We start from the raw sequence: 22,684 nt of genomic DNA, 5'->3' as shown, positions 1-22,684 counted from the left end.
GACAAACCGCTGGAGCGCCTCAGCGCGCCGCGTTCAGGTAGCGCAGCACGGCGAGCACTCGCCGGTGGTCGGTCCGAGCCTGGGGTAGGTCCAGCTTGGTGAAGATGGCTGTCACGTGCTTCTCCACGCTGCGTGCGGCGAGGTGCAGCGACTCGCAGATGGCAGCGTTGGACCGGCCCTCGGCCAGCATTCCCAGGACCTCTCGTTCCCGCTCGCTGAGGCGGGCGACGCCCGCGTCCACCGCCGGGGCCGCCAGCAACTGCCGCACCACCTCCGGGTCCAGTGCTGTCCCGCCGTCGGCCACCCTGCGCAGCGCGTCGACGAAGTCGTCGGTGCTGACGATGCGGTCCTTCAACAGGTACCCGACCCGCCCGGGGTGCTCGGCGATCAGTTGTCGCGCGTACCGGGTCTCCACCCACTGTGAGAAGACCAGCACGCTGATCTCCGGGTACGTCGCCCGGATCGCCAGTGCCGCCCGCAGGCCTTCGTCGGTGAAGGTCGGTGGCATCCGCACGTCGACCACCGCCGCGTCCGGCCGATGCTCGCCGATCGCCGCCAGCAGGTCGTCTCCGTTGTCCACAGTCGACACCACTGTGATGCCGTGATCCGTCAGCAACAATCTGATCCCGTCGCGCAGCAACGGGTTGTCCTCGGCGATCACCACTCGCACGGCAGCTCCACTGTGATAGTCGTCGGCCCGCCGGGCGGGCTGTCCACCCGCAGCGCGCCGTCCAGCGACTCGGCCCGCCGGGCCAGCCCTGCCAGACCCGTACCCTTGCTCCCCGGCGCTGCCCCGCCGCGCCCGTCGTCGGTGACGGTCAGGCGGAGCACGCCACCCAGCGCCCGAAGGTCCAGCCGGATCCGGCTGGATCCGGCGTGCTTCGCCACGTTGGTGAGCAGTTCGGCGGCGCTGAAATAGAGCGCGGACTCCATGTCGGGCGTTGGCCGCCGGGGCAGGTGCACGTTTACGTCGACGGGCACCGCGCTGCGCGCGGCCAGCGTCTCGATAGCGGTGCCCAGGCCGGCGTCCAGCGCGGGCGGGTGAATGCCCCGCACGATGTCCCGCAGCTCGGTAAGCGCCTCCACCACCGCGCCCTGGGCCTGCGCCACCATCGTCCGCAGCTCCGGTTCGCCGGCTCGCCGCTCGATGCGCGACAGCGCCACGCCCAGCGCGACCAGCCGGGCCTGGGTGCCGTCGTGCAGGTCCCGCTCCACCCGCCGCAGCAGCGCCGCCGCGTCCGCCCGCAACGCGTCCCGGCTGGCTTCCAACGCCGCTATCCGGGCTCGCTCCGGGCCCGGCTCCAGCAGCGCCCCCACCAACCGCCGGTCCAGCCACACGATGAGCCTGAAGTACCACGGAAACACCAGCAGCGCGGCCAACCCCTGCGCGGCCAGACCCCAGGGACCGCCCCACGGCGGATCCTGCGGAAACCAGTGCATCCACACGGGATAGGTGATCCCTAGCAGCCCTCCGACGATGAGGACCCCGCCGAGGTAGCCGGCCGCTGCCATCAGCGGCAGCCGGGCGAAGCAGTACGCGAGGGCCTTCCAACCGCTGGCGTCGGTCAGCACCGCAGCGGCCCAACGCACCGGGCCCGACCCGCCGCGGCGTACGGGCGGCGGGTTCGGCCAACTCCAGCCGAGGAAGAGCCGGGCCGGCCCACGGAAGTACCGCACTGTCAGCCGGGCCAGCACCAGCACACCGGTCAGGAGCGGCAGCCCGATCGTCAGCAGCGACAGCGCGGAGAACACCAACCCCAGCAGCGCGAGCGCGAACGTCGGCACGGCCAGCACCGCGCCGGTGACCGCGTATCCGACCTCACGCCAGGTACGGGCGGCCAGCGGCGCGCGCAGGACCGTGCCGACGACCGATCTCACGGGTCCACCGCCAGCGACTCGACCGCCGGGCGGCGCATCGCGACCACCGCCGGCACCACGGTGCCCAGCAGGACCAGACCGATCACCGCGGCCAGGCCGACGATCAGCTGCCCGCTCGGCAGGTACGGCATCCACGTGCCCAGCATGCCGTGCAGCATCGGCACCACTGTGACCATCGCGACCACCGTACCCACCGCCATCGCTGTCACCGTCACCGTCAGGGCTTCGCAGACGACCACGGCCAGCGCCCGCATCCTGCTCGCGCCGACCAGCCGGGTCACCGCAAGCTCCCGGCGCCGGGCCAACAACACGGTCACCAGCGTGTTCACAGCGGCTACCGCGGCGAAGGCCACGTAGACGGCAGTGCCGGAGTACTCCGTCCACACCTGCGCCGGTGGGTCGGGCACTGCGCGCACATGTACGGACGTGGTGTGCGTGACCACCTTCACCATGGCGAACGCGATTGCCAGAACCAGCGGTACCAGGGCACCGGACAGCGCCTTGGATCGCACCGCGAGATTGTCCGCGGCCAGCGCCCCGGTGCCCCCGAACAGTCGCGCCAGCGGTGCGACCAGCCGCAGCAGTACCGGGCCGAGGAAGCCGGCCCCGACGCACATCGCCAGCATCGTGAAGAAGCTCGACCCGTCGGCCTTGGCCGGGTCGCCCTTCGCGATCAGGATCGACAGCACCACGCCGCCAGCCACCAGTACCACCCCGATCGCGGTACGCACGAAGCTGACCTGACGCCGCGCGACGGCCGTCTCGGTCAGTGCGGCGGCGGGGCGTACTCGCGCCGGGCGCACCGCCGCGACCAGCGCACCAACCAGCGACGCCCCGACGGTGATGCCCAACGCGGCGGGCAACGCCGCGGCCGAACTGTGGAACGTCACGCCGGGCGGAATCACCCCGTGCCCCGTGAGCCCCGCCAACCAGGTGTGGGCGAGCAGGGCGCCGAGCGGCACCCCGAGCACTGTCGCCGGCACTGCCACCGCAGCGGCCTGGACAGCCACCGCGCGGCGCACCAGCGCGGGAGTGGCACCGATCGCCCGCACCAGCGCGATGTCCCGACCCTGCCGGGCGATCGACGACGTCATGGTCAACCCAACGATCAACGTGGTCAGGTACACCGACACCACCACGAACAGCACCGCCATCTCGGGGATCCCGCTATCGGTCAGCGCCTGCCGCGCGGCCGGGTCCAACCGCGCGTCGGATATCGAGGAACTGGCGCCGAGCGCTCCGGACACCAGCGCGGCGGCCAGGCACTGCGTGACGAATGGTCCAGCGAAGGCCCACGGCTGCTTGCGCAACGCCTGCCTGGTCAGCCCCGCGTTCACCGGGCCACCACCGGGTCAGACACGGTGGCGGCCAGCCGCTGCGCGATGCTCGTCGGATCGGGCGTCGGGCCGTCCGCCACCACCTCGCCGTCGCGCAGCAGGATGAGCCTGTCGCTCCACGCCGCTGCCATCGGGTCGTGGGTGACCATCACCACAGTCACCCCGGCCCGGTCCACCCCGTTGCGAAACAACTGCAGAACCTGCCCACCGGTGGTCGGGTCCAACGCCCCGGTCGGCTCATCCGCGAACACCACGGCGGGACGGCCAGCCAACGCACGGGCAATGGCGACCCGCTGACGCTGGCCACCGGACAACTCACCGACCGAACGGCCAGCAAGCCCGGACAGCCCGACCTCGGCCAGCACCTCGTCGAGCGGACGCGGACGCGGACCACCCAACCGACGGGGCAGCAGCACGTTCTGCCGCACCGTCAGCTCGGACAGCAGGTTGTACGACTGGAAGACGAAACCCACCCGGTCGCGGCGCAGCCGGGTCAGGGCGCCTTCGCGCATCCGCGTGACGTCCCGGCCGACCAGCCGCACCCGGCCTGACGTCGGCCGGTCCAGCCCGGCCGCGCACTGCAACAGCGTGCTCTTGCCCGATCCGGTGGCGCCCATCACCGCCACGAACGTGCCGGCCGCCACCGCGACTGAGACGGTGCGAAGAGCGGCGACCGGCCGGCGGCGCGAGCCGTAGCTGCGGGTCACCCCGTCGAGTTCCACCACGTTGTCCATGCGTTCCAGCCTCGGCGGCGGCGGGGGCACGGACATCCGGGTGGCCCGCACGGTGTGGGTGCGGTTATCCGTACCGTCCCGTGAGTCTGTCCACGACGCCCACCACGCGATCTCAACCGGCGTGAGATGCAAGAGGCGCTGATCAGGGAACGATCACCACGCCGCCGCGCACGCCGCCCTGGGCCAGCCGCTCGTGGGCGGCCGCCGCGTCGGCGAAGGGGTACACGTCGGCGATCCGGAGCGGGATGTCGCCGCTGGTGACGAGTTTGACCAGTTCGCCCAGCCGGGTTCCGTCCGGTAGCACCTCCAGCGCGACGGACCGGATCCCGCGCACCGGCTCCGGGCGAAGCGGGGGTGACGCGGCCACGTAGCCGCCGCCGTCCCGAACGAGGTCCAGCAGCGAGGAGCCGATCACCGCCAGGTCGACGACCGCGTCGAACGTCCCCGTCGGATCGTCGTCGCGCGACAGGAACGCCGCGCCCAGCGACTCGACGAACTCGCTGTCGTCGGCCCCGGCCAGTCCGGTGGCGTGCAGACCGGCCGCCCGGGCCAGCGCCAGGACGAACCCACCGACCTGCCCGGCGGCGCCGGTGACGAGCACCGTCGAACCTGCCGGGAGCGCGAGCAGGTCGAGTGCCTGGGCGGCGGCGAGGCCATTGGTCGGCAGGGTCGCCGCCTCGGTGGCGGGGACGCCGGCGGGCGCGGAGGTCAGCCAGGCGGCGTCGAGGACCACGTACTCGGCGTGGGCGCCGACAGTGGTCTGCAGCCAGGGCGAGAAGCCGATGACCTCGTCGCCGATCGTGAACTCGTCGACCGACGGGCCGACCGCGTCGACGCTGCCGGCAACGTCCCAACCGGGCGTGTACGGCAGACCGGTCGGCAGCGGAGCCGGGAACCGACCGGAGCGGACCATCAGATCAACCGGATGGACAACCGAGGCCGCGACCCGCACCCGCACCTGCCCGGGCCCCGGCTCGGGCACCGGCGCCTCGGCCACGTGCAGGACCTCCGGCCCTCCGAACTCTGCATAGCTGACTGCGCGCATCGCCGTCTCCTTCGTGGGATTTCGTGATCACCACGACCGTACGAATCAGAGGCACTGTGAGAAAGTAGGTACCTTAAAGTGCCTAGGGCACCAAGGAGGCAAGAGGATGGCGACGTCGACCGCAGCGCAACGCCGCGAACAGGCCAAACGCGACTACGACGCGTTCCTGGAGCAGTGCCCGACCCGTGAGCTGCTGAGCAGGCTCACCGACAAGTGGGTCGCCCTGGTGATCCCAGCGCTCGTCAACGGCCCGCAGCGGCACGGCGAACTCGCCCAGCGCATCGCCGGCGTCAGCCAGAAAATGCTCACCCAGACCCTGCGCACCCTGGAGCGCGACGGCCTGGTCACCCGCACTGTCACCGCCTCGGTGCCGGTCCGCGTCGACTACGAGCTCACCCCACTCGGCCATGAGCTGTTCCCGGTCATGATCGCGATCAAGAACTGGGCGGAGACGCACATGGACCGCGTTTTCGATGCCCGGACCCAATACGACGCACGCCCCTGAGTGCATCGACCAGAGCGGCCATCAGACGCTGCCCCTCAAGGCCGACCAGAGGGTTTGCGTCGCGGCGGGCTCGCGTTTGCGTTCGCGCGCGCTCAAAGCCATAGCTTTGCCGCCATGACGACACAGACCTGGATCATCACCGGTGCGTCCCGCGGTTTCGGGCGAGCACTGGCGGAGTCGGCGCTCGCTGCGGGCGATCAGGTGGTGGCGGCGGTGCGCCGGCCGGACAGCGTGGCCGACCTGGCGGCCAGATACCCCGACAACGTTCTGGTCGCGAACTTCGACGCCCGGGACACCGCTGCGTCGGCGTCGCTCGTGCGGGCCACCCTCGACCGCTTCGGTCAGCTTGACGTTCTCGTCAACAACGCGGGCCGGGCCGTGGTCGGAGCGGTCGAGGAGGTCAGCGACGCGCAGCTGCGCGAATTGATGGATCTGCACCTGTTCGGTCCGGCCGCGCTCGTGCGGGCGGCGTTGCCCGCGATGCGTAGCCGGGGCGCCGGGATGATCGTGCAGATGAGCAGCCAGGGCGGGAGGATGGCGTTTCCCGGCGTATCGGCCTACTCCGCGTCGAAGTTCGCCCTCGAAGGCTGGTCCGAGGCGCTGGCCGGGGAGGTCGCACCGTTCGGGATCCGCGTGATGATCATTGAACCGAGCCGGTTCCGGACCGACTTCAACGCCGCCGACGTACTCGAATTCACTGAGGCGTCCGAAACGTACAGTGATCTGCTCGCCGCCGTCCGCGCGGACATGGCCGGGACCGACGGCCGCCAGGAAGGTGACCCAACACGGGCGGCCGAGATCATCGTGTCCCTCGCACACAGCAACGAGGTGCCGCTGCGTCTGCCGCTCGGGCGCGAAGCGGTCGAGCGCATCTCGGGCGCGTACCGGCGTGGTCTGGACGAGGTCGAGCGGTGGGCCGAGACTGCCCGCAGCGCCGACTTCGACGGCGTCCCGGCGTCGGTCCGGCCGATCTAGGGTGATGTCGTGGCCACCGACGATCTGATGACCAGGGCCTTGGAAATGGTCGGGGATGACGGCCCGCTGTCGGTCGAGGTGATCCACAGCCTCACCGACCTGGCCGACGTCCACGAGTCGATGACGATCGCCGAGGTCGCCGACCTCCTCGACATCACGCCTCACACGCTGCGCTACTACGAGCGGGCCGGGCTGGTCGAGGTGGCCCGTGACAGCCAGGGTCATCGCGTCTACGACGCCGCAGCGGTGCGGCGCCTGGTGTTCCTCACCAGGATGCGGCTGTCCGGGATGCCGATGCGCGACCTGCAGCACTACATTGCGCTCGTGGACGCCGGGCAGGACACGGTGCCCGAGCGGCTCGACATGCTGCTTGAACATCGCGACATCATCCGTCGCCGGATTCGTGAGCTGACCCTCTCCCTCGCGGCGACCGAATACAAGATCGCCACGTATGGCGGCTCGACCGGACCGGACGTTGCGGCCCTCGACACTGCCGCCGACCTGTAGGCCCCCTACAGCAGGTGGGTGCGGAGGAAGTCCAGCTCCAGAGGCAGCAGACGCTCGGCGGTGCCGTTCGCGGCCAGATGGGTGGCCCCGGTCAGCGGCAGCACGGCGTGCGGGCGGCCGGCGCTCAGCAGGGCTGCGGAGAGCCGGAGCGTGTGCGCGGCCACCACGTTGTCGTCGGCCATGCCGTGCACCAGCAGCAACGGGCGGGCCTGGTCCGGGCCGGTGACCGGTTCGGCGGCCATCTCGACGAGCGAGTGGTGCGCGTAGATGTCCTGGCCGTCCTCCGGCAACCCCAGATAACGCTCGGTGTACGCAGTGTCGTACAGCGCCCAGTCGGTCACCGGGGCGCCCGCGATCCCGCAGCGGAACAGCTCCGGGTGGCGCAGCACCGCCAAGCCGGCCAGCCACCCGCCGAACGACCAACCGCGCACCCCGACCCGCCCCAGGTCCAGGTCCGGGTGCTTGCCGGCGAGCGCGGTGAGCGCGTCGATCTGGTCGGTCAGGATCACGTCGGCGACCCGCCGGTGGATCGCCTTCTCGAACGACGGCGCCACTCCCGGCGTACCCCGGTTGTCGATGGTGACCACCGCGAACCCGGCGTCGGCCCACCACTGCCGCTCCAACCACGCGGCCCGCGCCGCCACCACCTCCTGGTGCCCCGGGCCGCCGTAGATGTCCAGCAGCACCGGCAGCCGCCGGCCCGTCACGTGGTTGTCCGGGTAGAGCACCGCCGCCGGCAGCCGCCGGTCGGTCACCCGTTCCAGCAGCGGCAGAGGGGAATACGGCGGGGCGGCGGCGAACGAACGCAGCTCGGCGATCTCCTGATCGCCGCGGCGGACAGTCCAGCGCACCCCGGCGTGGTCCAGCGACGCGCCGCCGACGGCCAGCACGTCCCCGCCCACGGCGGCGGTGTACCAGCCGGAGTCGGTGGTGAGGCGGCGGGCGTCCACCCCACCGCCGATGGTGGTGCGGACCCGGAACAGGTGCCGCTCGCTCGGCTCGCCGTCGCTCGCCTCCACCAGCAGGTCGGCCGGGCCGGCGGCGGCCGGCAGCCGACCCACCACCCGTCGTACGTACAGCGACGGCGGGGTGAGCAGGGTGCCGTCCGCGAAGAGGCACCGGGCGTCGTACCCGTCGTGGGCCAACTCCCCACCGACAAGCACCCGGCCGTCCGGCAGGTGCGTGGGGGTGCCGGCGATCGGCTCGACCCAGCGGGGATCGGCCAGCTCGGCGTGCACCTGCGTCTCACCGGTGCGCGGGTCCACCGCCAGCACCAGCCCGTGCTGCTGCGAGCGGCGCAGCACGGTGATCAACGGACTGCCCTCACCCCAGCTGACCCCGGTCAGGTACGGGTAGGTCTCCCGGTCCCAGTGCACGTCGACCCAACCGTCGTCCAGGTCCAGCAGGTGCAGGCTGACCTCAGCGTTCGGGCCACCGGCCCGGGGGTACGCGACGGCGGTCGGGGGGCTCGCCGGCTCGGCCGGGTCATGCAGGTGCCACCGCTCCAGGCGGGACTCGTCGACCCGGGCGGCGAGCACCGAGCGGCCGTCGGGCGCCCACCAGTACCCCCGGTACCGGCCGAACTCCTCCGCCGCGATGTGCTCGGCCAACCCCCAGCTCACCCCGGCGTCCTCGCCGGCCAGCAGGGTGTCGGTGCCGTCCGGGTCGATCACCCGCAGTTCACCCCGGCGCACGCCCTCGGCCGCGTCCGTCACGTACGCCAGCCGCTGCCCGGTCGGGTCGGGACGTGGGTCCAGCACCGGGCCGACGGCCGCCACCTCCACCACGTCGCCGTGCACCAGATCGGCTCGGAACAACCGCCCGGCCAGCGCGAACACCGCAACCCGACCGGCCGCGTCCAACGCGTACGAGCCGATGCCGGCGGCGCTGAGCCGCAGTCGCTCGCGTAGCGCGCGTTCGCCGGGGGAGAGGGAGCGGACATCCCCGCCTTCGCCCAGCAGGGTCGCCGGATCGGCGACCAGCCGCTCCTCGCCGGTGCCCACGTCCAGCAACCAGAGCGCGTCCGCCGGGTCCTCGGGGCCGGCGGATCGCAGGAAGATCACCCGGGAGCCGTCCTCAGCCACCGAGACAGCGCGTGGCGCGCCGTGGCTGAACCGGCGGGTGCGGGCGGCCAGCTCCGGAAAGTCCACAGCCCAAATCGTAGAGCGGGAGCGGGGGTGATGTGGCCGACCTGGGCGGACGCGTCAGCGTTGGCCGGGCCGAACTGCCAGTTAGAGTGACCGTCGTGACGATGCTGCCCGACCGCCGCCTGCTGCTGGTCCACGCGCACCCCGACGACGAGTCGATCGGCACCGGCTCGACGATGGCCCACTACGCCGCCGACGGCGCGCACGTCACGCTGGTGACCTGCACACTCGGCGAGGAGGGCGAGATCCACGTGCCCGCGCTGGCGCAGCTCGCCGCCGCCGAGGCCGACCAGCTCGGCGGGTACCGCGTGGCCGAGCTGGCCGCCGCGTGCGCCGCGCTCGGCGTCAGCGACCACCGCTTCCTCGGCGGCGCTGGCCGCTACCGTGACTCCGGGATGATGGGGCTCGCGACCAACGAGCACCCCAGGGCTTTCTGGCAGGCCGACCTCGACGAGGCCGCCGGGCACCTCGTGGAGATCATGCGAGAGGTACGCCCGCAGGTGCTCGTCACGTACGACCCGAACGGCTTCTACGGCCACCCCGACCACATCCAGGCGCACCGGGTGGCCATGCGTGCCGTCGAGTTGGCCACCGCCGAGGGCTGCGCCCCGCTCAAGGTCTACTGGACGGCCATGCCGCTCAGCGTCCTGGAGGCCGGCATGACGCATTTCGCCGAGTCGTCCGACAACCCGTTCGGCGGCATCGAGGACATCGCCGACCTGCCCTTCGGCACCCCGGACGCCCAGATCGCCGCCCGGATCGACGGCACCGACCACCACACTGCCAAGGAGGCCGCGATGCGGGCGCACGCCACCCAGATCCCGGCCAACTCGTGGCTCTACTCGATCGCCGGCAACTTCGGTGGCGAGTTCATGGGCGTGGAGTTCTTCACCCTCGCGGTCGGTGCGAAGGGTCCGGGCACCGGGCCGTACGGCTGGGAGGACGACCTCTTCGCCGGCCTGCCCGCGGAGACCGCCCCGGACCGGTCCCCGGTCGCGGCGGCGGGTCTCCGGTGACAGTGCCGGCCGCACAGATGACGGTCGTGGAGGACCAGGAAGCCCCGCCCCCGGCGGGGCCGCCGCCGCGACTGCTGGATCTGGGCGTCCGGCTGGTCGGTGGGATCGTCGTGGTCCTCGCCGGTGTGCTGACCGGCGTACTGGAGCTGCTGCTCGCCACGCTCCGCGTCGGCGGGCAACTGGTCGGCGTGTCGGTGCTCCTCGCCATCGGCGCCAACATCCTGCTGAGCTGGTTCGCGTACGAGGCGGTGGGCCGTCGCTGGGCGGTGGCGCTGCCGGCGGTGCCGTGGTTCGCGCTGATGGCGGTCGCCGCCATCCGGACCAACGAGGGGGACCTGTTGCTGGCCGGAGACAACTGGGTCGGGCTGGCCATGATCGTGGCCGGCGCGATGACCTTCGCGGTGATGGGCTTCCGGCAGATTCTCGCCCCGCAGCCGGCCATGCTGGACGGCTGACGCCGGGCTGGTTCTGGTTGCTGCCGGGTGATGACGGCTCCCAGGTAAGGGTGGTAGATATTCCTGCCAGGGATGCGAGCCCGCGACGGGCGTACGGCAGGAGGGTCCGGCGATGGACAAGCGGTGGCGTGACCTCGGGGTGCTCGTAGCGGCGCTGTTCGCGGTCAACGTGGTCGCCCGACTGATCACCCGGTTCGGTTTCGACGGTGACGACACCGCCGCCGACCGGGTGTCGCTGACGATGTTCACGGTGATCGGCCTGATCCTCGCCGTGGTCGCCTTCCGCTGGGGCCGACGCCGGCCGCTGGCGGGCTGGGCCGCCGACATGGCCCTCGTGGTGCCGGTGGCGCTGCTGCTGACAGTGCTGGTCGGGCCGCTGCTGGTCGGTGACAACCCGTTCGCCGGTGGCGCGGCGACGTTCTTCGCCCAGATCTGGCTCTACCTGCTCGCGACTGGTGCCGGGTTGCTGATCGGCTATCTGGTGCTCACCGCGCTCGGCCGTGACTACCGCTCTCAGCAGCTCAAGCGGTACGCCGAGGTCAAGGCCGCCAAGCCCCGCCGAGTCGTCCGCCGCTGACCACCGCTCTTGATCGACTCGGCTTCTTGAAGTCGGGGGGTCCCGGGCGTCCGGATGCCGCGACTTCCTGAAAGCCGAGTGGATCAAGCTGTGTTCGGGGCTACCCGGGTCAGGTAGGTGTGGTGGGTGACGAGGCCGAGTCGCTGGTAGAGCGCGACAGCCGCCGCGTTGCGCTGCTCGACCTGGAGGAACGCGTGCGTCGCGCCGCCCGCCACCCCCCAGTTGGCCAGCTCGTGGATCACGCGGCGGGCCAACCCATGGCGGCGGGCCGCCGGCAGGACCTCGATCAGGCTGAGGCCCAACCAGCGTCCCTGGCCGGTCACAGTGCCACGGCCGATGGCCACCAGGGCGTTGTCGGCGTACACGTGGGCGAAGCGAACCTGGTCCACGGCGGTGAGGACGTGCCGGGCGGCGTCCGGCAGGCCGCCCTTACGGCCGGCGGCGATGGCCAGCCACTCGTCGCTCGGCGCGGTGGCCAGCTCGACGACAGCGCTGCCCCACCCGTCGGCCTGGCCGCTGGCGGGCGTCGACGCCGGTAGGGGCAGCGGCGCGGTCTGCACCAGCGTCGGCGGACGGGTGCCCCAGCCACGGGCGTCCAGCTCGGCGCCGACCGGTGCGGCGAGCGGCAGCGGCGTGTTGATCAACGCGGGTTGGCCCAGGTCGGCGTACCAGCGCTCCACCGCGTCGACAGCGGCGGCCAGTGGTCGGTCCGGGTCGCCGATCGGCAGCGCGGAGTTGGCGCGCCCGGTCCAGCCCTCGGCCGACCGGAGCAGCCAGTCACCGAGTAGGCCCCGGGTCGGCGCCGGCCAGGCCTCGTCGGCGGCCCGCTCCAGCGCCACGACCGCCGCGGCGGTCGGCCGCCGGGTCGGCGGAACGCGCTTGGCGCGGTGGACCTGCGCCACCGGTACCCGGAGCGGCCCCTGGGCGGTGGCCAGAGTGAGATGAGTCTCGCTCAGCTCGACCAGCTCGCCGAGGGCATCGGAAAATAGTGGGCGGCCCTCGCGAATCCCCACAATCCGGCGGACCACGATCCGGTGTCCCACATCCTGCTGTCGGAGCACGATCGACCCCCTCCCCGGCGAGATACTAGGCTCTTAGCGTCGCGGGAGATCGCGGCGAGTCTTGCGGAGGAGAAGACCGGTGACCTACATCATCGCCGAGCCGTGCGTAGATGTGCTCGACAAGGCATGCATCGAGGAGTGCCCGGTCGACTGCATTTACGAGGGCAATCGGATGCTCTACATCCACCCCGACGAGTGCGTCGACTGTGGTGCCTGTGAGCCCGTCTGCCCCGTGGAGGCGATCTTCTACGAGGACGACGTCCCGGAGCAGTGGAAGGACTACACCGGCGCGAACTACGAGTTCTTCGAGGACCTGGGCTCGCCCGGTGGCGCCTCGAAGGTCGGCAAGGTGGAGAAGGACGCCACCTTCGTCGCCGCGCAGCCGCCGCGCGGCGAGGGCAACTGAACCGGCCCGCGCCGGTCTCGTCGCGGCTGCCCGAGTTCACCTGGGACACCCTGGACGCCGCGGCCACGTTGGCCGCGGCGCATCCGGAGGGCCTGATCAACCTCTCCATGGGTACGCCGGTCGACCCGGTGCCCGAGGTGATCCGGCGGGCGTTGGCTGACGCGTCCGATGCTCCCGGTTACCCGCTGACCGCCGGCACCCCGGCGTTGCGGGCCGCCATCGCGGCGTGGGTGTCCCGAGCCTGCGGCGCTGGCGTCGACGGTCTCGGTGTGCTGCCGACCATCGGCTCGAAGGAGCTGGTGGCCTGGCTGCCCACGCTGCTCGGCATCGGCCCGGGTGACGTGGTGGTGGTGCCGTCGATCGCGTACCCCACCTATGAGGACGGGGCCCGGCTGGCCGGTGCCACAGTCGTTCGTACCGACTCGCTCACGGCGGTCGGGCCGACCTCGCGGGTTCGGTTGGTCTGGGTCAACTCGCCAGGCAACCCGACCGGCCGGGTGCTGCCCGCGGCGCACCTGCGCAAGGTGGTCGACTGGGCCCGCGAGCGTGGCGCGGTGGTCGCCAGTGACGAGTGCTACCTGCCCCTGGGCTGGTCGGCCGACCCGGTTTCGGTGCTGTCTCCGCAGGTCAGCGGGGGTAGCTACGCCGGGGTGCTGGCCGTGCACTCGCTCTCCAAGCGGTCCAACCTCGCCGGCTACCGGGCCGGCTTCGTCGCCGGAGACCCGGCGCTCGTCGCGGAGCTGCTCAAGGTCCGCAAGCATGCCGGCATGATCGTGCCCGCGCCGGTGCAGGCGGCAATGGTGGCCGCGCTGGAGGACGAGCGACACGCCGAGGAGCAGCGGGAGCGTTACCGGGCCCGGCGGGAGGTGCTCACCGCGGCGTTCACCGGTGCCGGGTTCACCGTCGAGCACTCCGAGGCGGGCCTGTACCTCTGGCTGACCAGGGGTGAGGACTGCTGGCAGACCGTCGACTGGCTGGCCCGACGCGGCATCCTGGTCGCCGCCGGCGTCTTCTACGGCCCGACGGCCGGGCAGCATGTCCGGGTCGCGCTGACCGAGTCCGACGAGCACATCGCCGGCGTCGCGGCGCGCCTCACCTGATCGCGGATCCGGGCGGTCGAGCATGGTGGACAGGCCAGGTGCGCGGGTACGGGCGGCGGTCGTCGGCACCGGTCTGATCGGTGGCTCGGTGCTGCTCCGGATGGCCGCCGCCGGCATCGACGTGGTCGGGTGGGACCCGGACGAGGCCACCCGACGGGAGACTCGCCGGGTGGGCGTACCCGCTCCGGACGACCTGGTCGAGGCGGTGACCGATCGGGACGTGGTCTTCCTGTGCGGGCCGTTGCCCACCCTGCCGGCGACGCTGGTCGAGGTGGCGGCGATGACCGGCGAGCGTTGTGTGCTCACCGACGTCGGTAGCACCAAGGAGCAGGTGGCGGCGTTCGCCGCCGCGCAGGGGCTGACGCACCGGTTCGTGCCCGGCCACCCGATGGCGGGCACCGACCGGGCTGGCCTGACGGCCGCGCGCCCGGACCTGCTCACCGGCGCGGCCTGGGTGCTCTGTCCGGCACCCGGCCCGGGCACCACCGCGTTCCGTTGGCTGGCCGAGCTGCTGGTGGAGGTCTTCGAGGCCCGGGTGGTGCCGATGTCCGCCACGGAGCACGACTCGGCCGCCGCGCTCGCCTCCCACGTGCCGCACCTGCTCGCCGGCGCGCTGGCCGGCGCCGTGCAACGCGCACCGCTGCGCGACGCGATCCTCGCGCTCGCCGCCGGCAGCTTCTCCGACGGCACCCGGGTCGCCGGAACCCCTGCCGACCGTACCGCCAACATGCTGCTCGGCAACCGGGACCGGGTGCTGCGTGAGCTGGCCGAGGTCACCGCGTTCCTGGACGACCTGACCGTCGCGCTGCGCGCTGATGACGCGTCGGCGCTCACTGCACGCTACGACGAGGCGAGGGCCTCCCGGGTGGCGCTGCGCGACCGGCGGTTCGACGCGGACGACAGGCAGTTCCCGGCCGGTGGTGACCACGTCGCAGAGGTGTCCTGGTTGCGCGAGCTGGGGGTGGCCGGCGGCTACCTGACCGCCCTGCGCGCCGACGCGAACACTGTTTCCTACGCGGCGCGTCGCCCCATCGCTGACTAGGCTGAGGGGTATGGCGGCGGACGGTCCGGTGGTGCAGGTGCGCGGTGAGGCGTACCGGGAGGTGCCTCCCGAGCTGGCCCGGTTCGCGGTCACCGCGACAGCCCGCGACCGGGACCGGGAGGCGACGCTGACCCGGTTGGCCGAGCGGGCCGCGGCGGTCCGGGTGCTGCTGGACGGCTCCGGGCCGGTGGTGGCGCGGCGGGAGACCGGCGACCTGCGGGTGCGGCCGGAGACCCGGCGCTCGGGTGAACGGGTGGTCGCCTGGCACGGCAGTGTCACCACCACGGTCACCGTCACCGACTTCACAGCGCTGGGCGAGCTGATGCTCCGGCTCGCCGACCAGGACCAGGTCGAGGTGGCCGGCCCGTGGTGGGAGCTTCGTCCGGACAGCCCCGCCCATCGTGCGGCCCGGCACGCCGCGATCAGCGACGCGCTGCTGCGGGCCCGGGAGTACGCGGAGGCGCTGGGCGCCCGGGTCACCTCGTTGATCGAGCTTGCCGACGCGGGCCCCGCCGACCGGCCGATGTTCGCCCGTGCGGCCTTCGCCGGGGCTGGTGGCACGGGCGGTGGTCCACCGGAGCTCGAGTTGGACCCGCAGCCGCAGACCGTGCAGGCGGCGGTGCAGGCCCGGTTCACCATCAGCGACCCGGTTCTGGGCTGATGCCGCCGGCCCGGGTGCTGTCCACCGAAGAGTTGGTGGCGCGGGCGTCGGTGCTCGCCGAGGCCGGTCCGCGACAACTGCTCGGCATCGCCGGTGCACCGGGCGCCGGGAAGTCCACCCTGGCGGAACGGATCGTCGCCGAGATCGGGTCGTCCGCCTGCCTGGTGCCGATGGACGGCTTCCACCTGGCGCAGTCGCAACTGGTTCGCCTGGGCCGCGCCGACCGCAAGGGTGCCGTGGACACCTTCGACGCCAACGGGTACGTCTCGCTGCTGCGCCGGCTGCACCGGTTGGAGCCGACGGCGGTCTACGCGCCGGAGTTCCGCCGCGAGTTGGAGGAGCCGGTGGCCGGGGCGATCGAGGTGCTGCCGTCGGTCCGGTTGGTGGTGACCGAGGGCAACTACCTGCTGTTGCCGGATTTCCCCTGGCAGGAGATCCGACCGCTGCTGCACGAGGCGTGGTTTCTCGACCTGGACGCCGAGGTGCGCCACCGCCGGCTGACCGCCCGGCACGAGGCGTTCGGTCGATCTCCGGAGCAGGCGCGGGCGTGGGCGCTGGGCAGCGACGAGTCGAACGCCGCGCTCATCACCCCCACCGCCGACCGGGCTGACCTGGTGGTCCGCCTGGCGGAGCCCCCGCCGGTCTAGCCGATTTCGCGGACCGGCCGGGCCGGGTTGCCGACCGCCACGACGTTGGCGGGCAGGTCCCGGGTAACCACAGCGCCCGCGCCGACGACTGTGTTCGCGCCGATCGTCACGCCGGCCAACACGATGGCGCCGCCGCCGAGCCACACGTTGTCGCCGATGGTGATCGGCTTGGCCGCCTCCCACTTGTCCCGTCGCGGGCCGGGCTCGACCGGGTGTGTCGGGGTGAGCAGCTGCACGTTCGGGCCGACCTGGACGTCCGCGCCGAGGGTGATCCGAGCGACGTCGAGGAAGACCGCGTTGTAGTTGACGAAGCTGCGCGGGCCGATGCGGATCTGCCAGCCGTAGTCGCAGTAGAACGGTGGGCGGATCCAGGTGTCCTCGCCCAGTTCGCCGAGGAGTTCCCGCAGTGCCGTGATCCGGGCCTGCGGATCGGCCGCCGGACTGGTGTTGAAGCGCTCCATCAGCCGGGCGGCCCGGTCCAGATCGGCGATGATTTCGGGATCGTCGGCGATGTATGGCTCGCCGGCGAGCATCTTGTCCTTCGTGGAGGTCACCGCCCGATCATGCCGGCCCGGTTCGTCGGCTCGTGGCGGGTCCGTCATTTTTTGGCCTTCATTATGCATACCCAGTATGCAATTCTGGGTTGTCAATGTGACTCCATCCATCAAGACGCTTGACGAGGAGGATCCGTTGCACCAGGGAAGAAGATTGGCCGCCCTCGGCCTCGTGTTCGCGCTGGCGCTCTCCGCGCCGGCTCCCGCCTCAGCCGCTGCCACAGTGCCCGCCACACCGGGCGGCACCGGCCCACAGTCCACTTCGAGTGGACCCGTCGCCAACCGCTCGGCCACCGTCACGCTGATCACCGGTGACCGGGTCACCATCACCGCCTCCGGCACCTCGGCCCGGCCCGGCGTCGGCCGCGAGGACGTGCAGTTCCTGGTCCAGCGCGAGCGCGGACGCCTCACCGTGACGCCGACTGACGCGCTGCCGTTGCTGCGCTCCGGCCGGGTGGACCGGCGACTCTTCGACGTCACCGGGCTGATCGAGGCAGGTTACGACGACGCCCACCGCAACACCCTGCCGCTGCTGGTGTCGTACGGCTCGACGGGGTCCGCCCGGCGTACGTCGGCCGCACTGCCCGGCACGCGGGTGACCCGTGACCTGCCGCTGATCCGCGGTGCCGCCCTGAGCAGCGACAAGTCCTCCCTCGGCGCGGTGTGGGCGGCGGTCGCCACCGGTCCCGCTGGGGCCCGGCTCGACGCGGCGGGGGGCGTCGAGCGGATCTGGCTGGACGGCCGTCGACGGGTGACCCTCGACCACAGCGTGCCGCAGATCGGCGCGCCCGCCGCCTGGGCGGCCGGGTTCACCGGCGCGGGGGTGTCCGTCGCGGTGCTGGACACCGGCGTCGACGCCACCCACCCGGACCTGGCCGGCAAGGTGGCCGAGGCGCGCAACTTCACCGAGGTCGCCGACGCTCGGGACACTGTCGGCCACGGCACCCACGTGGCGTCGACCATCGCGGGCACCGGCGCCGCCTCCGGTGGTAAGTACCGAGGTGTGGCGCCGGACGCGACGCTGCTGGACGGCAAGGTCTGTGAGGACGCGGGCTGCACCGACTCGGCGATCCTCGCCGGCATGCAGTGGGCGGCTGTGGAGAAGAAGGCCGCCGTGGTCAACATGAGCCTCAGCGGCTGGGACACCCCGGAGGTCGACCCGGTCGAGGAGGCCGTGCAGACCCTCACCGCGCAGACCGGGACGCTGTTCGTCCTCGCCGCCGGCAACGACGGTGCTGACGGCTCGGTCGGCTCCCCGGCCAGCGCCGACGCCGGGCTCGCCGTGGGCGCGGTGGACCGCGACGACGAACTGGCCGACTTCTCCAGCCGGGGCCCGCGAGTCGGCGACGATGCGCTGAAGCCGGACATCACAGCGCCCGGCGTCGACATCGTCGCCGCACGGTCCGCCAACGGCGTCATCGGCGACCCGGTGGGGGACCGCTACGTCGCCCTCTCCGGCACCTCGATGGCCACCCCGCACGTCGCCGGATCGGCCGCGCTGCTGGCACAGCAGCACCCCGGATGGCGGGCCGACCGGCTCAAGGCCACCCTGATGGCCGCCGCCAAGCCGCACCCGGACCAGACCGCCTACCAGCAGGGCGCCGGGCGGGTCGACGTCGCACACGCGATCACCCAGCAGCTCACCACCGACCCGGTGAGCGTCTCGTTCGGGCGTACGCTCTGGCCGCACGCCGACGACGCCCCGATCACCCGTACGGTGACCTGGCGTAACGACGGTACGGCCCCGGTCACAGTGGACCTGAGCGTCGAGGGCGCTGGCCCCGGCGGTCGGGCGCTACCGGCCGGCCTGTTCGTCCTGGGCGCCAACCAACTCACAGTGCCGGCTGGCGGCACGGCCGCCACGACCGTCACCACTGACACCCGCCTCGGCGACGCCGACGGTTACTGGACCGGGCGGATCGTGGCCCGGTCCGGTGCTGCGGTCGCTGTCACCCCGCTGGCAGTGAACCGGGAGGTGGAGAGCTACACGCTCACCGTGGAGCACCTGAACCGCGCCGGCGCGCGTACCGCTGACCACTGGAGCTTCCTGCTCGGGATGGACAGCTACGGATCCTGGGACCTCGTCAGTTCCGACGGGGTGGCCACCGTGCGGGTGCCCAAGGGGCACTACGGCCTGGCCGGCCTCGTCTTCGAGCCCGGTCCGGAGGATGAGCAGCGCGGGATGTCGCTGTTGATGCAGCCCGAACTGACGATCGAGCGGGACACCCGGATCGTCGTGGACGCCCGCCGGGCCAAGCCGGTGCGGACTACCGTTCCGGACCGGACCGCCGTCCCGCAACTGATCGACCTCAGCGGCAACTTCACCGCCGACGACGGCAGTGGGTACGGCGTCGGGCTCTGGGCGGAGACGTTCACCGGCCTGACCAGCGGTCAGCTCGGCAAGCCGACCTCCGCCGACAAGTTCGTCGGCACCGTCAGCAGCCAGTGGACCGCTCCAGACCCGGCCAACAGCCCGTACCTGTACGCGCTGGCCGAGGCGGTCCCTGGCCGGATGCCCACCGGGTTCGTCCGCGACTACACCCGGCGGGACCTGGCCACCGTCGTGCACCGGTTCCGGGGTGGCTACCCGGGCATGGCGGCCGAGCGGGTCGTGATCCCCGAGCTGGAGTACAACGTCGGCTACTCCGCGCTGATCCTGCCCACCGTCGTGCCCGGCCAGCGGGTGGAGCACTACAACACCAAGAACGTGAAGTGGGAGTCCGAGGTCTACTTCGGAACTGTGGACGACGACGGCTGGTTGAATCCGAAGGCGGCGCTCTTCTCCACCCCCACCGCGTACCGGGCCGGACGGACGGTCCAGGAGATCTGGAACCAGGCGCCGTACGCGCCGTCCTTCCCGAACCCGCGCTGGCCGTACCAGAGCGTCAGCCGGGTCGGCGACACCATCCTTGTCGACGTGCCGATGTTCAGCGACGCGGCCGGGCACCCGGGCGCCTCGTTGAGCGACAGTGAGCACACCAAGCTCTGGCGCAACGGCAAGCTGGTCGGCGAGAGCGAGTACGCCGGCTACGGCGAGTTCGCGGTTCCACCGGGTGCGGCCGACTACCGGCTCGTCATGTCGTCGCAGCGAAGCTTCACCGACCTGAGCACCGCCGTGGAGTCGAGCTGGACCTTCCGATCGAGGCACGTCGCCGGTGAGACGCCGGCCCGACTGCCCCTGTCGGCGGTGCGCTTCGCGCCGCCGCTGCGGGTCGACAACAGCGCTCCGGCCGGTCAGGGCTTCGTCGTACCGGTACGGGTGCAGCGGCAGCCCGGCTCACCGGCCACCCGGGTGGAGAAGCTCGCCGTCGACGTCTCGTACGACGGCGGGAAGACCTGGGGCAGGGCGAAGCTGGTCCGCACCTCGGCCGACGGCTGGTCGGCAGTGTTGCGGCATCCGGCCGGACCCGGCCACGTGTCGCTGCGGGCCACCGCCCGGGACACCGCCGGCAACACGGTGACCCAACGGATCATCCAGGCGTACCGGTTGCGCTGAGGCGTACCCCGTCCGGGTCCGCGGCCGAACGCCGCGGACCCGGACGGGGCCGTCAGTCGTTGGCGTGCAGGGCGGCGTTCAGCTCGATGCCCCGGCCGGTGCGCGGTCGGGCCTCCAGCCCGCCGGTGATCGAGTTGCGCCAGAACAGCAGGCCGTCGACGCCGGACAGCTCCCGGGCCTTGACCACCCGGCCGTCAGGGAGCGTGACCTTCGACGCGGCGGTGATGTAGCAGCCGGCCTCGACCACACAGTCGTCGCCGAGGGAGATCCCGACGCCGGCGTTCGCGCCCACCAGGCTCCGCTCACCGATGCTGATCTTGTCGGTGCCGCCGCCGGAGAGGGTGCCCATGATGGAAGCCCCGCCGCCGATGTCGGAGCTGTCGCCGACCAGCACGCCCTGCACGATCCGCCCCTCGACCATCGAGGTGCCGACGGTGCCGGCGTTGAAGTTCACGAAGCCCTCGTGCATCACAGTGGTGCCGGCGGCCAGGTGCGCACCGAGACGGACCCGGTCGGCGTCGGCGATCCGCACACCGGAGGGCACCACGTAGTCGGTCATCCGGGGGAACTTGTCGACCCCGTACACCGCCAGGTGCCGACCGGCGGCTCGCTCGATCACCCGCAGCTCGTCCACCCGCTCCGGGGGGCACGGCCCGGCGGACGTCCAGGCCACGTTGGCCAGCTTGCCGAAGATGCCGTCCAGGTTGAGCTGGTTGGGTCGGACCAGGCGGTGCGAGAGCAGGTGCAACCGGAGGTACGCGTCGGACGCGTCCTTGATCGGGTCGTCCAACGAGCCGATCACGGTCACCACCTGCACGGTACGCAGACCGGGCAGGGACCGGTCACCGAGCGCGGCGGGCGGCAGGTCGAGCACGTCCGCCTTGTCCTCGCCGGCGACCAACGGCAGCTCGCCCAGGCCCAGCTTGCCGGTCGGGTACCAGGTATCGAGCACCTGCTCGTCTGCGGTGACCGTAGCCAGGCCGATGCCCCAGGCGGAATCTGCGGACGTCACTGTTACACCTCTCGGTCACGGCCAAGCTGACCTCGGCTCGCTCCTCGCGCTGACAGACCTGAAGGTACCGTGCGAACCATGGAGAACCCGCTGACCCCCGAGGTCCTCGCCGATCCGGTGCAGCTGACCCGCGCTCTGGTCGACATAGAGTCCGTGTCCCTCAACGAGAAGGCGATCGCCGACTGTGTCGAAGAGGTGCTGCGGGGCGTACCGCACCTGACCACCCACCGGCACGGCAACACGGTGATGGCCCGTACCGACCTCGGTCGGTCGCAGCGTGTCGTGCTGGCCGGGCACCTCGACACGGTGCCGTTGAACAACAACTTCCCGTCGACCATGCGCGGCGACCTGATGTACGGCTGCGGCACCTCCGACATGAAGTCGGGCACCGCGTACGCGCTGCACCTGGCGGTGACGCTGCCCGAGCCGCGCTACGACGTGACGTACTTCTTCTACGAGGCCGAGGAGATCGAGTCGCGGTACAACGGGCTCAACCTCGTCGCCCAGGCGTTCCCGGAGTGGTTGCAGGCGGACTTCGCGGTGCTGCTGGAGCCGACGTACGGCATCGTCGAGGCGGGCTGCCAGGGCACCATGCGCTCGGTGGTCACCACGACCGGCGTACGCGCCCACTCGGCGCGCTCCTGGCACGGGGTCAACGCCATCCACGCCGCCGGCGAGGTGCTGCGACGTCTCCAGACGTACGAGGCGCGCCGGGTCACCATTGACGGCTGCGACTACCGCGAGGGCATGAACGCGGTGCGGATCAACGGTGGGGTGGCCGGCAACGTGGTTCCCGACCTCTGTGAGGTCGAGGTCAACTACCGGTTCGCCCCGGACCGCACCCCGGCCGAGGCGGAGGCGCACCTGCGTGAGGTGTTCACCGGCTTCGAGGTGACAGTCACCGACACTGCTGCCGGTGCCGCGCCCGGGCTCGACGCGGCCCCCGCGAAGGAGTTCCTGGCGGCGGTCGGCGCCGCACCGATCGGCAAGCTGGGCTGGACGGACGTGGCCCGGTTCGCGGCGATGGGCATTCCCGCGCTGAACTTCGGCCCGGGCGACCCGAACCTCGCCCACCACCCCGACGAGCACGTCGAGATCAGCAAGATCCGTGACGGCGCGGCAACCCTGCACCGCTGGCTGGCCCCGGTCTGACCCGGCCCCGGCCCCGGCTCCGGCCTCGCGCCGGAGCCCACCGGTGATCAAGAGGTTTGCGTCAGCCTGGCCCGTTGTCGGCGACGCAAACCTCTTGATCGGTTCCGGAGGGTGTGGGGGAGGTGGGGGTTGGGTTCTGCTGGCGGGTGCGGCGGCGTTCGGCCACCACGTCTCGGATCCGTCGCTGCATCTGGCGACGGATCCGGATCATCTCGCTGTTACTGATCACGCTGTCTCCTCCCCCGAAGGCGCGCGCCGGGGCATACCCGGTATGTGAATAGTAAGACGTACGGGAGCGCCGAATAGTTGCCCATGATCCCGAACAATTTCTCGGCGTCCCCGCCCCGCGCACCCGGCCGGTGCTGCTCCACTACGGT

Annotated in this window: 23 protein-coding genes; 13 read left to right on the top strand and 10 right to left on the bottom strand. The window is 71.9% G+C overall.

What is annotated here, in order from left to right:
- Positions 1–19: 19 nt before the first annotated feature.
- From MED01_RS10135 to MED01_RS10115, 5 genes are all read right to left on the bottom strand, one after another.
- The gene (locus tag MED01_RS10135) at positions 20–670 is read right to left on the bottom strand and encodes a response regulator transcription factor (protein ID WP_238668253.1); all 651 of its coding nucleotides are present in this window, start codon (positions 668–670) and stop codon (positions 20–22) included.
- Positions 658–1,878: a sensor histidine kinase gene (locus MED01_RS10130; RefSeq protein WP_238668252.1), complete on the bottom strand. Its 1,221-nt coding sequence runs from the start codon at positions 1,876–1,878 to the stop codon at positions 658–660. Before MED01_RS10130 ends, MED01_RS10135 begins: the two co-directional genes overlap by 13 nt.
- Entirely contained in the window at positions 1,875–3,215 is a 1,341-nt protein-coding gene (locus MED01_RS10125) for an FtsX-like permease family protein (protein ID WP_238668251.1), read from the bottom strand. Before MED01_RS10125 ends, MED01_RS10130 begins: the two co-directional genes overlap by 4 nt.
- On the bottom strand, positions 3,212–3,949 hold the full coding sequence (locus tag MED01_RS10120; protein ID WP_145789191.1) for an ABC transporter ATP-binding protein: 738 nt from the start codon (positions 3,947–3,949) through the stop codon (positions 3,212–3,214). Before MED01_RS10120 ends, MED01_RS10125 begins: the two co-directional genes overlap by 4 nt.
- A 142-nt stretch (positions 3,950–4,091) precedes the next feature.
- Positions 4,092–4,994, bottom strand: coding sequence for an NADP-dependent oxidoreductase (locus MED01_RS10115; RefSeq protein WP_238668250.1), 903 nt, complete (start codon positions 4,992–4,994; stop codon positions 4,092–4,094).
- A gap of 106 nt (positions 4,995–5,100) precedes the next feature.
- Here MED01_RS10115 and MED01_RS10110 point away from each other — a divergent pair, with 106 nt between their 5' ends.
- From MED01_RS10110 to MED01_RS10100, 3 genes are read left to right on the top strand one after another with little or no spacing between them, the layout of a single operon-like run.
- Positions 5,101–5,499, top strand: coding sequence for a winged helix-turn-helix transcriptional regulator (locus tag MED01_RS10110; RefSeq protein WP_238668249.1), 399 nt, complete (start codon positions 5,101–5,103; stop codon positions 5,497–5,499).
- A gap of 54 nt (positions 5,500–5,553) precedes the next feature.
- Entirely contained in the window at positions 5,554–6,474 is a 921-nt protein-coding gene (locus tag MED01_RS10105) for an SDR family NAD(P)-dependent oxidoreductase (protein WP_238668248.1), read from the top strand.
- 9 nt (positions 6,475–6,483) lie between these two features.
- Positions 6,484–6,981 (top strand): MerR family transcriptional regulator, encoded by a 498-nt coding sequence (locus tag MED01_RS10100; RefSeq protein ID WP_238668247.1) that lies wholly within the window; start codon positions 6,484–6,486, stop codon positions 6,979–6,981.
- Between the two features lie 5 nt (positions 6,982–6,986).
- On the opposite strand, the gene MED01_RS10095 is transcribed toward MED01_RS10100, so the two are convergent.
- A complete protein-coding gene (locus MED01_RS10095) occupies positions 6,987–9,131 on the bottom strand; it encodes a S9 family peptidase (RefSeq protein ID WP_238668246.1) in 2,145 nt (714 codons plus the stop codon).
- Between the two features lie 86 nt (positions 9,132–9,217).
- Between MED01_RS10095 and mshB the strand changes: the two genes are divergently transcribed.
- The 3 genes from mshB to MED01_RS10080 all read left to right on the top strand — a co-directional run bounded on the left by mshB (position 9,218) and on the right by MED01_RS10080 (position 11,176).
- A complete protein-coding gene (gene mshB / locus MED01_RS10090; protein ID WP_238668245.1) occupies positions 9,218–10,144 on the top strand; it encodes an N-acetyl-1-D-myo-inositol-2-amino-2-deoxy-alpha-D-glucopyranoside deacetylase in 927 nt (308 codons plus the stop codon).
- 17 nt (positions 10,145–10,161) lie between these two features.
- Complete coding sequence (locus MED01_RS10085; RefSeq protein ID WP_238668244.1) at positions 10,162–10,599, top strand: hypothetical protein; 438 nt, start codon at positions 10,162–10,164, stop codon at positions 10,597–10,599.
- Positions 10,600–10,711: 112 nt separating this feature from the next.
- On the top strand, positions 10,712–11,176 hold the full coding sequence (locus MED01_RS10080; protein ID WP_238668243.1) for a hypothetical protein: 465 nt from the start codon (positions 10,712–10,714) through the stop codon (positions 11,174–11,176).
- Between the two features lie 83 nt (positions 11,177–11,259).
- Here the strand turns inward: MED01_RS10080 and MED01_RS10075 are convergent, their stop codons facing one another.
- A complete protein-coding gene (locus MED01_RS10075; RefSeq protein ID WP_238668242.1) occupies positions 11,260–12,237 on the bottom strand; it encodes a GNAT family N-acetyltransferase in 978 nt (325 codons plus the stop codon).
- Positions 12,238–12,316: 79 nt separating this feature from the next.
- Here MED01_RS10075 and fdxA point away from each other — a divergent pair, with 79 nt between their 5' ends.
- Genes fdxA through MED01_RS10050 form a run of 5 tightly spaced genes read left to right on the top strand, consistent with a single transcriptional unit; the run spans position 12,317 to position 16,093 of the window.
- Positions 12,317–12,643 carry a ferredoxin gene (fdxA, locus tag MED01_RS10070; RefSeq protein ID WP_167492961.1) on the top strand — a complete coding sequence of 109 codons (327 nt, stop codon included), beginning with the start codon at positions 12,317–12,319 and terminating at the stop codon, positions 12,641–12,643.
- The gene (gene dapC / locus MED01_RS10065; RefSeq protein ID WP_274525533.1) at positions 12,640–13,743 is read left to right on the top strand and encodes a succinyldiaminopimelate transaminase; all 1,104 of its coding nucleotides are present in this window, start codon (positions 12,640–12,642) and stop codon (positions 13,741–13,743) included. Before fdxA ends, dapC begins: the two co-directional genes overlap by 4 nt.
- A 22-nt stretch (positions 13,744–13,765) precedes the next feature.
- Positions 13,766–14,785, top strand: coding sequence for a prephenate dehydrogenase (locus tag MED01_RS10060; protein WP_238668241.1), 1,020 nt, complete (start codon positions 13,766–13,768; stop codon positions 14,783–14,785).
- Between the two features lie 10 nt (positions 14,786–14,795).
- The gene (locus tag MED01_RS10055; RefSeq protein ID WP_238668240.1) at positions 14,796–15,446 is read left to right on the top strand and encodes an SIMPL domain-containing protein; all 651 of its coding nucleotides are present in this window, start codon (positions 14,796–14,798) and stop codon (positions 15,444–15,446) included.
- Positions 15,446–16,093 carry a nucleoside/nucleotide kinase family protein gene (locus tag MED01_RS10050; RefSeq protein WP_238668239.1) on the top strand — a complete coding sequence of 216 codons (648 nt, stop codon included), beginning with the start codon at positions 15,446–15,448 and terminating at the stop codon, positions 16,091–16,093. The genes MED01_RS10055 and MED01_RS10050 overlap by 1 nt, the downstream gene beginning before the upstream one ends.
- Here MED01_RS10050 and MED01_RS10045 read toward each other — a convergent pair.
- Positions 16,090–16,647: a sugar O-acetyltransferase gene (locus tag MED01_RS10045; protein WP_238668238.1), complete on the bottom strand. Its 558-nt coding sequence runs from the start codon at positions 16,645–16,647 to the stop codon at positions 16,090–16,092. The genes MED01_RS10050 and MED01_RS10045 overlap by 4 nt on opposite strands.
- Positions 16,648–16,723: 76 nt before the next feature.
- On the opposite strand from MED01_RS10045, the gene MED01_RS10040 reads away from it, so the two are divergent.
- Positions 16,724–20,143 (top strand): S8 family serine peptidase, encoded by a 3,420-nt coding sequence (locus MED01_RS10040; RefSeq protein WP_238668237.1) that lies wholly within the window; start codon positions 16,724–16,726, stop codon positions 20,141–20,143.
- Positions 20,144–20,195: 52 nt separating this feature from the next.
- On the opposite strand, the gene dapD is transcribed toward MED01_RS10040, so the two are convergent.
- Entirely contained in the window at positions 20,196–21,155 is a 960-nt protein-coding gene (dapD, locus tag MED01_RS10035) for a 2,3,4,5-tetrahydropyridine-2,6-dicarboxylate N-succinyltransferase (protein ID WP_238668236.1), read from the bottom strand.
- Positions 21,156–21,233: 78 nt separating this feature from the next.
- On the opposite strand from dapD, the gene dapE reads away from it, so the two are divergent.
- Positions 21,234–22,307: a succinyl-diaminopimelate desuccinylase gene (gene dapE, locus MED01_RS10030; protein ID WP_238668235.1), complete on the top strand. Its 1,074-nt coding sequence runs from the start codon at positions 21,234–21,236 to the stop codon at positions 22,305–22,307.
- Positions 22,308–22,368: 61 nt separating this feature from the next.
- On the opposite strand, the gene MED01_RS10025 is transcribed toward dapE, so the two are convergent.
- Positions 22,369–22,536 carry a hypothetical protein gene (locus MED01_RS10025; protein WP_238668234.1) on the bottom strand — a complete coding sequence of 56 codons (168 nt, stop codon included), beginning with the start codon at positions 22,534–22,536 and terminating at the stop codon, positions 22,369–22,371.
- Between the last annotated feature and the right edge of the window lie 148 nt (positions 22,537–22,684).

Source organism: Micromonospora alfalfae, assembly GCF_022230925.1.
Classification (GTDB): Bacteria; Actinomycetota; Actinomycetes; order Mycobacteriales; family Micromonosporaceae; genus Micromonospora; species Micromonospora alfalfae.
This window is presented reverse-complemented; position numbering and strand designations above follow the sequence as displayed.

Excerpts from the sequence above, each read along its gene's own strand:
- MED01_RS10120 (WP_145789191.1), bottom strand. The coding sequence starts at position 3,949 with ATGGACAACGTGGTGGAACTCGACGGGGTGACCCGCAGCTACGGCTCG.
- MED01_RS10115 (WP_238668250.1), bottom strand. The coding sequence starts at position 4,994 with ATGCGCGCAGTCAGCTATGCAGAGTTCGGAGGGCCGGAGGTCCTGCAC.
- MED01_RS10110 (WP_238668249.1), top strand. The coding sequence starts at position 5,101 with ATGGCGACGTCGACCGCAGCGCAACGCCGCGAACAGGCCAAACGCGAC.
- MED01_RS10085 (WP_238668244.1), top strand. The coding sequence starts at position 10,162 with ATGACGGTCGTGGAGGACCAGGAAGCCCCGCCCCCGGCGGGGCCGCCG.
- MED01_RS10080 (WP_238668243.1), top strand. The coding sequence starts at position 10,712 with ATGGACAAGCGGTGGCGTGACCTCGGGGTGCTCGTAGCGGCGCTGTTC.
- MED01_RS10060 (WP_238668241.1), top strand. The coding sequence starts at position 13,766 with ATGGTGGACAGGCCAGGTGCGCGGGTACGGGCGGCGGTCGTCGGCACC.
- MED01_RS10055 (WP_238668240.1), top strand. The coding sequence starts at position 14,796 with ATGGCGGCGGACGGTCCGGTGGTGCAGGTGCGCGGTGAGGCGTACCGG.
- MED01_RS10050 (WP_238668239.1), top strand. The coding sequence starts at position 15,446 with ATGCCGCCGGCCCGGGTGCTGTCCACCGAAGAGTTGGTGGCGCGGGCG.
- MED01_RS10040 (WP_238668237.1), top strand. The coding sequence starts at position 16,724 with ATGCAATTCTGGGTTGTCAATGTGACTCCATCCATCAAGACGCTTGAC.
- dapE (WP_238668235.1), top strand. The coding sequence starts at position 21,234 with ATGGAGAACCCGCTGACCCCCGAGGTCCTCGCCGATCCGGTGCAGCTG.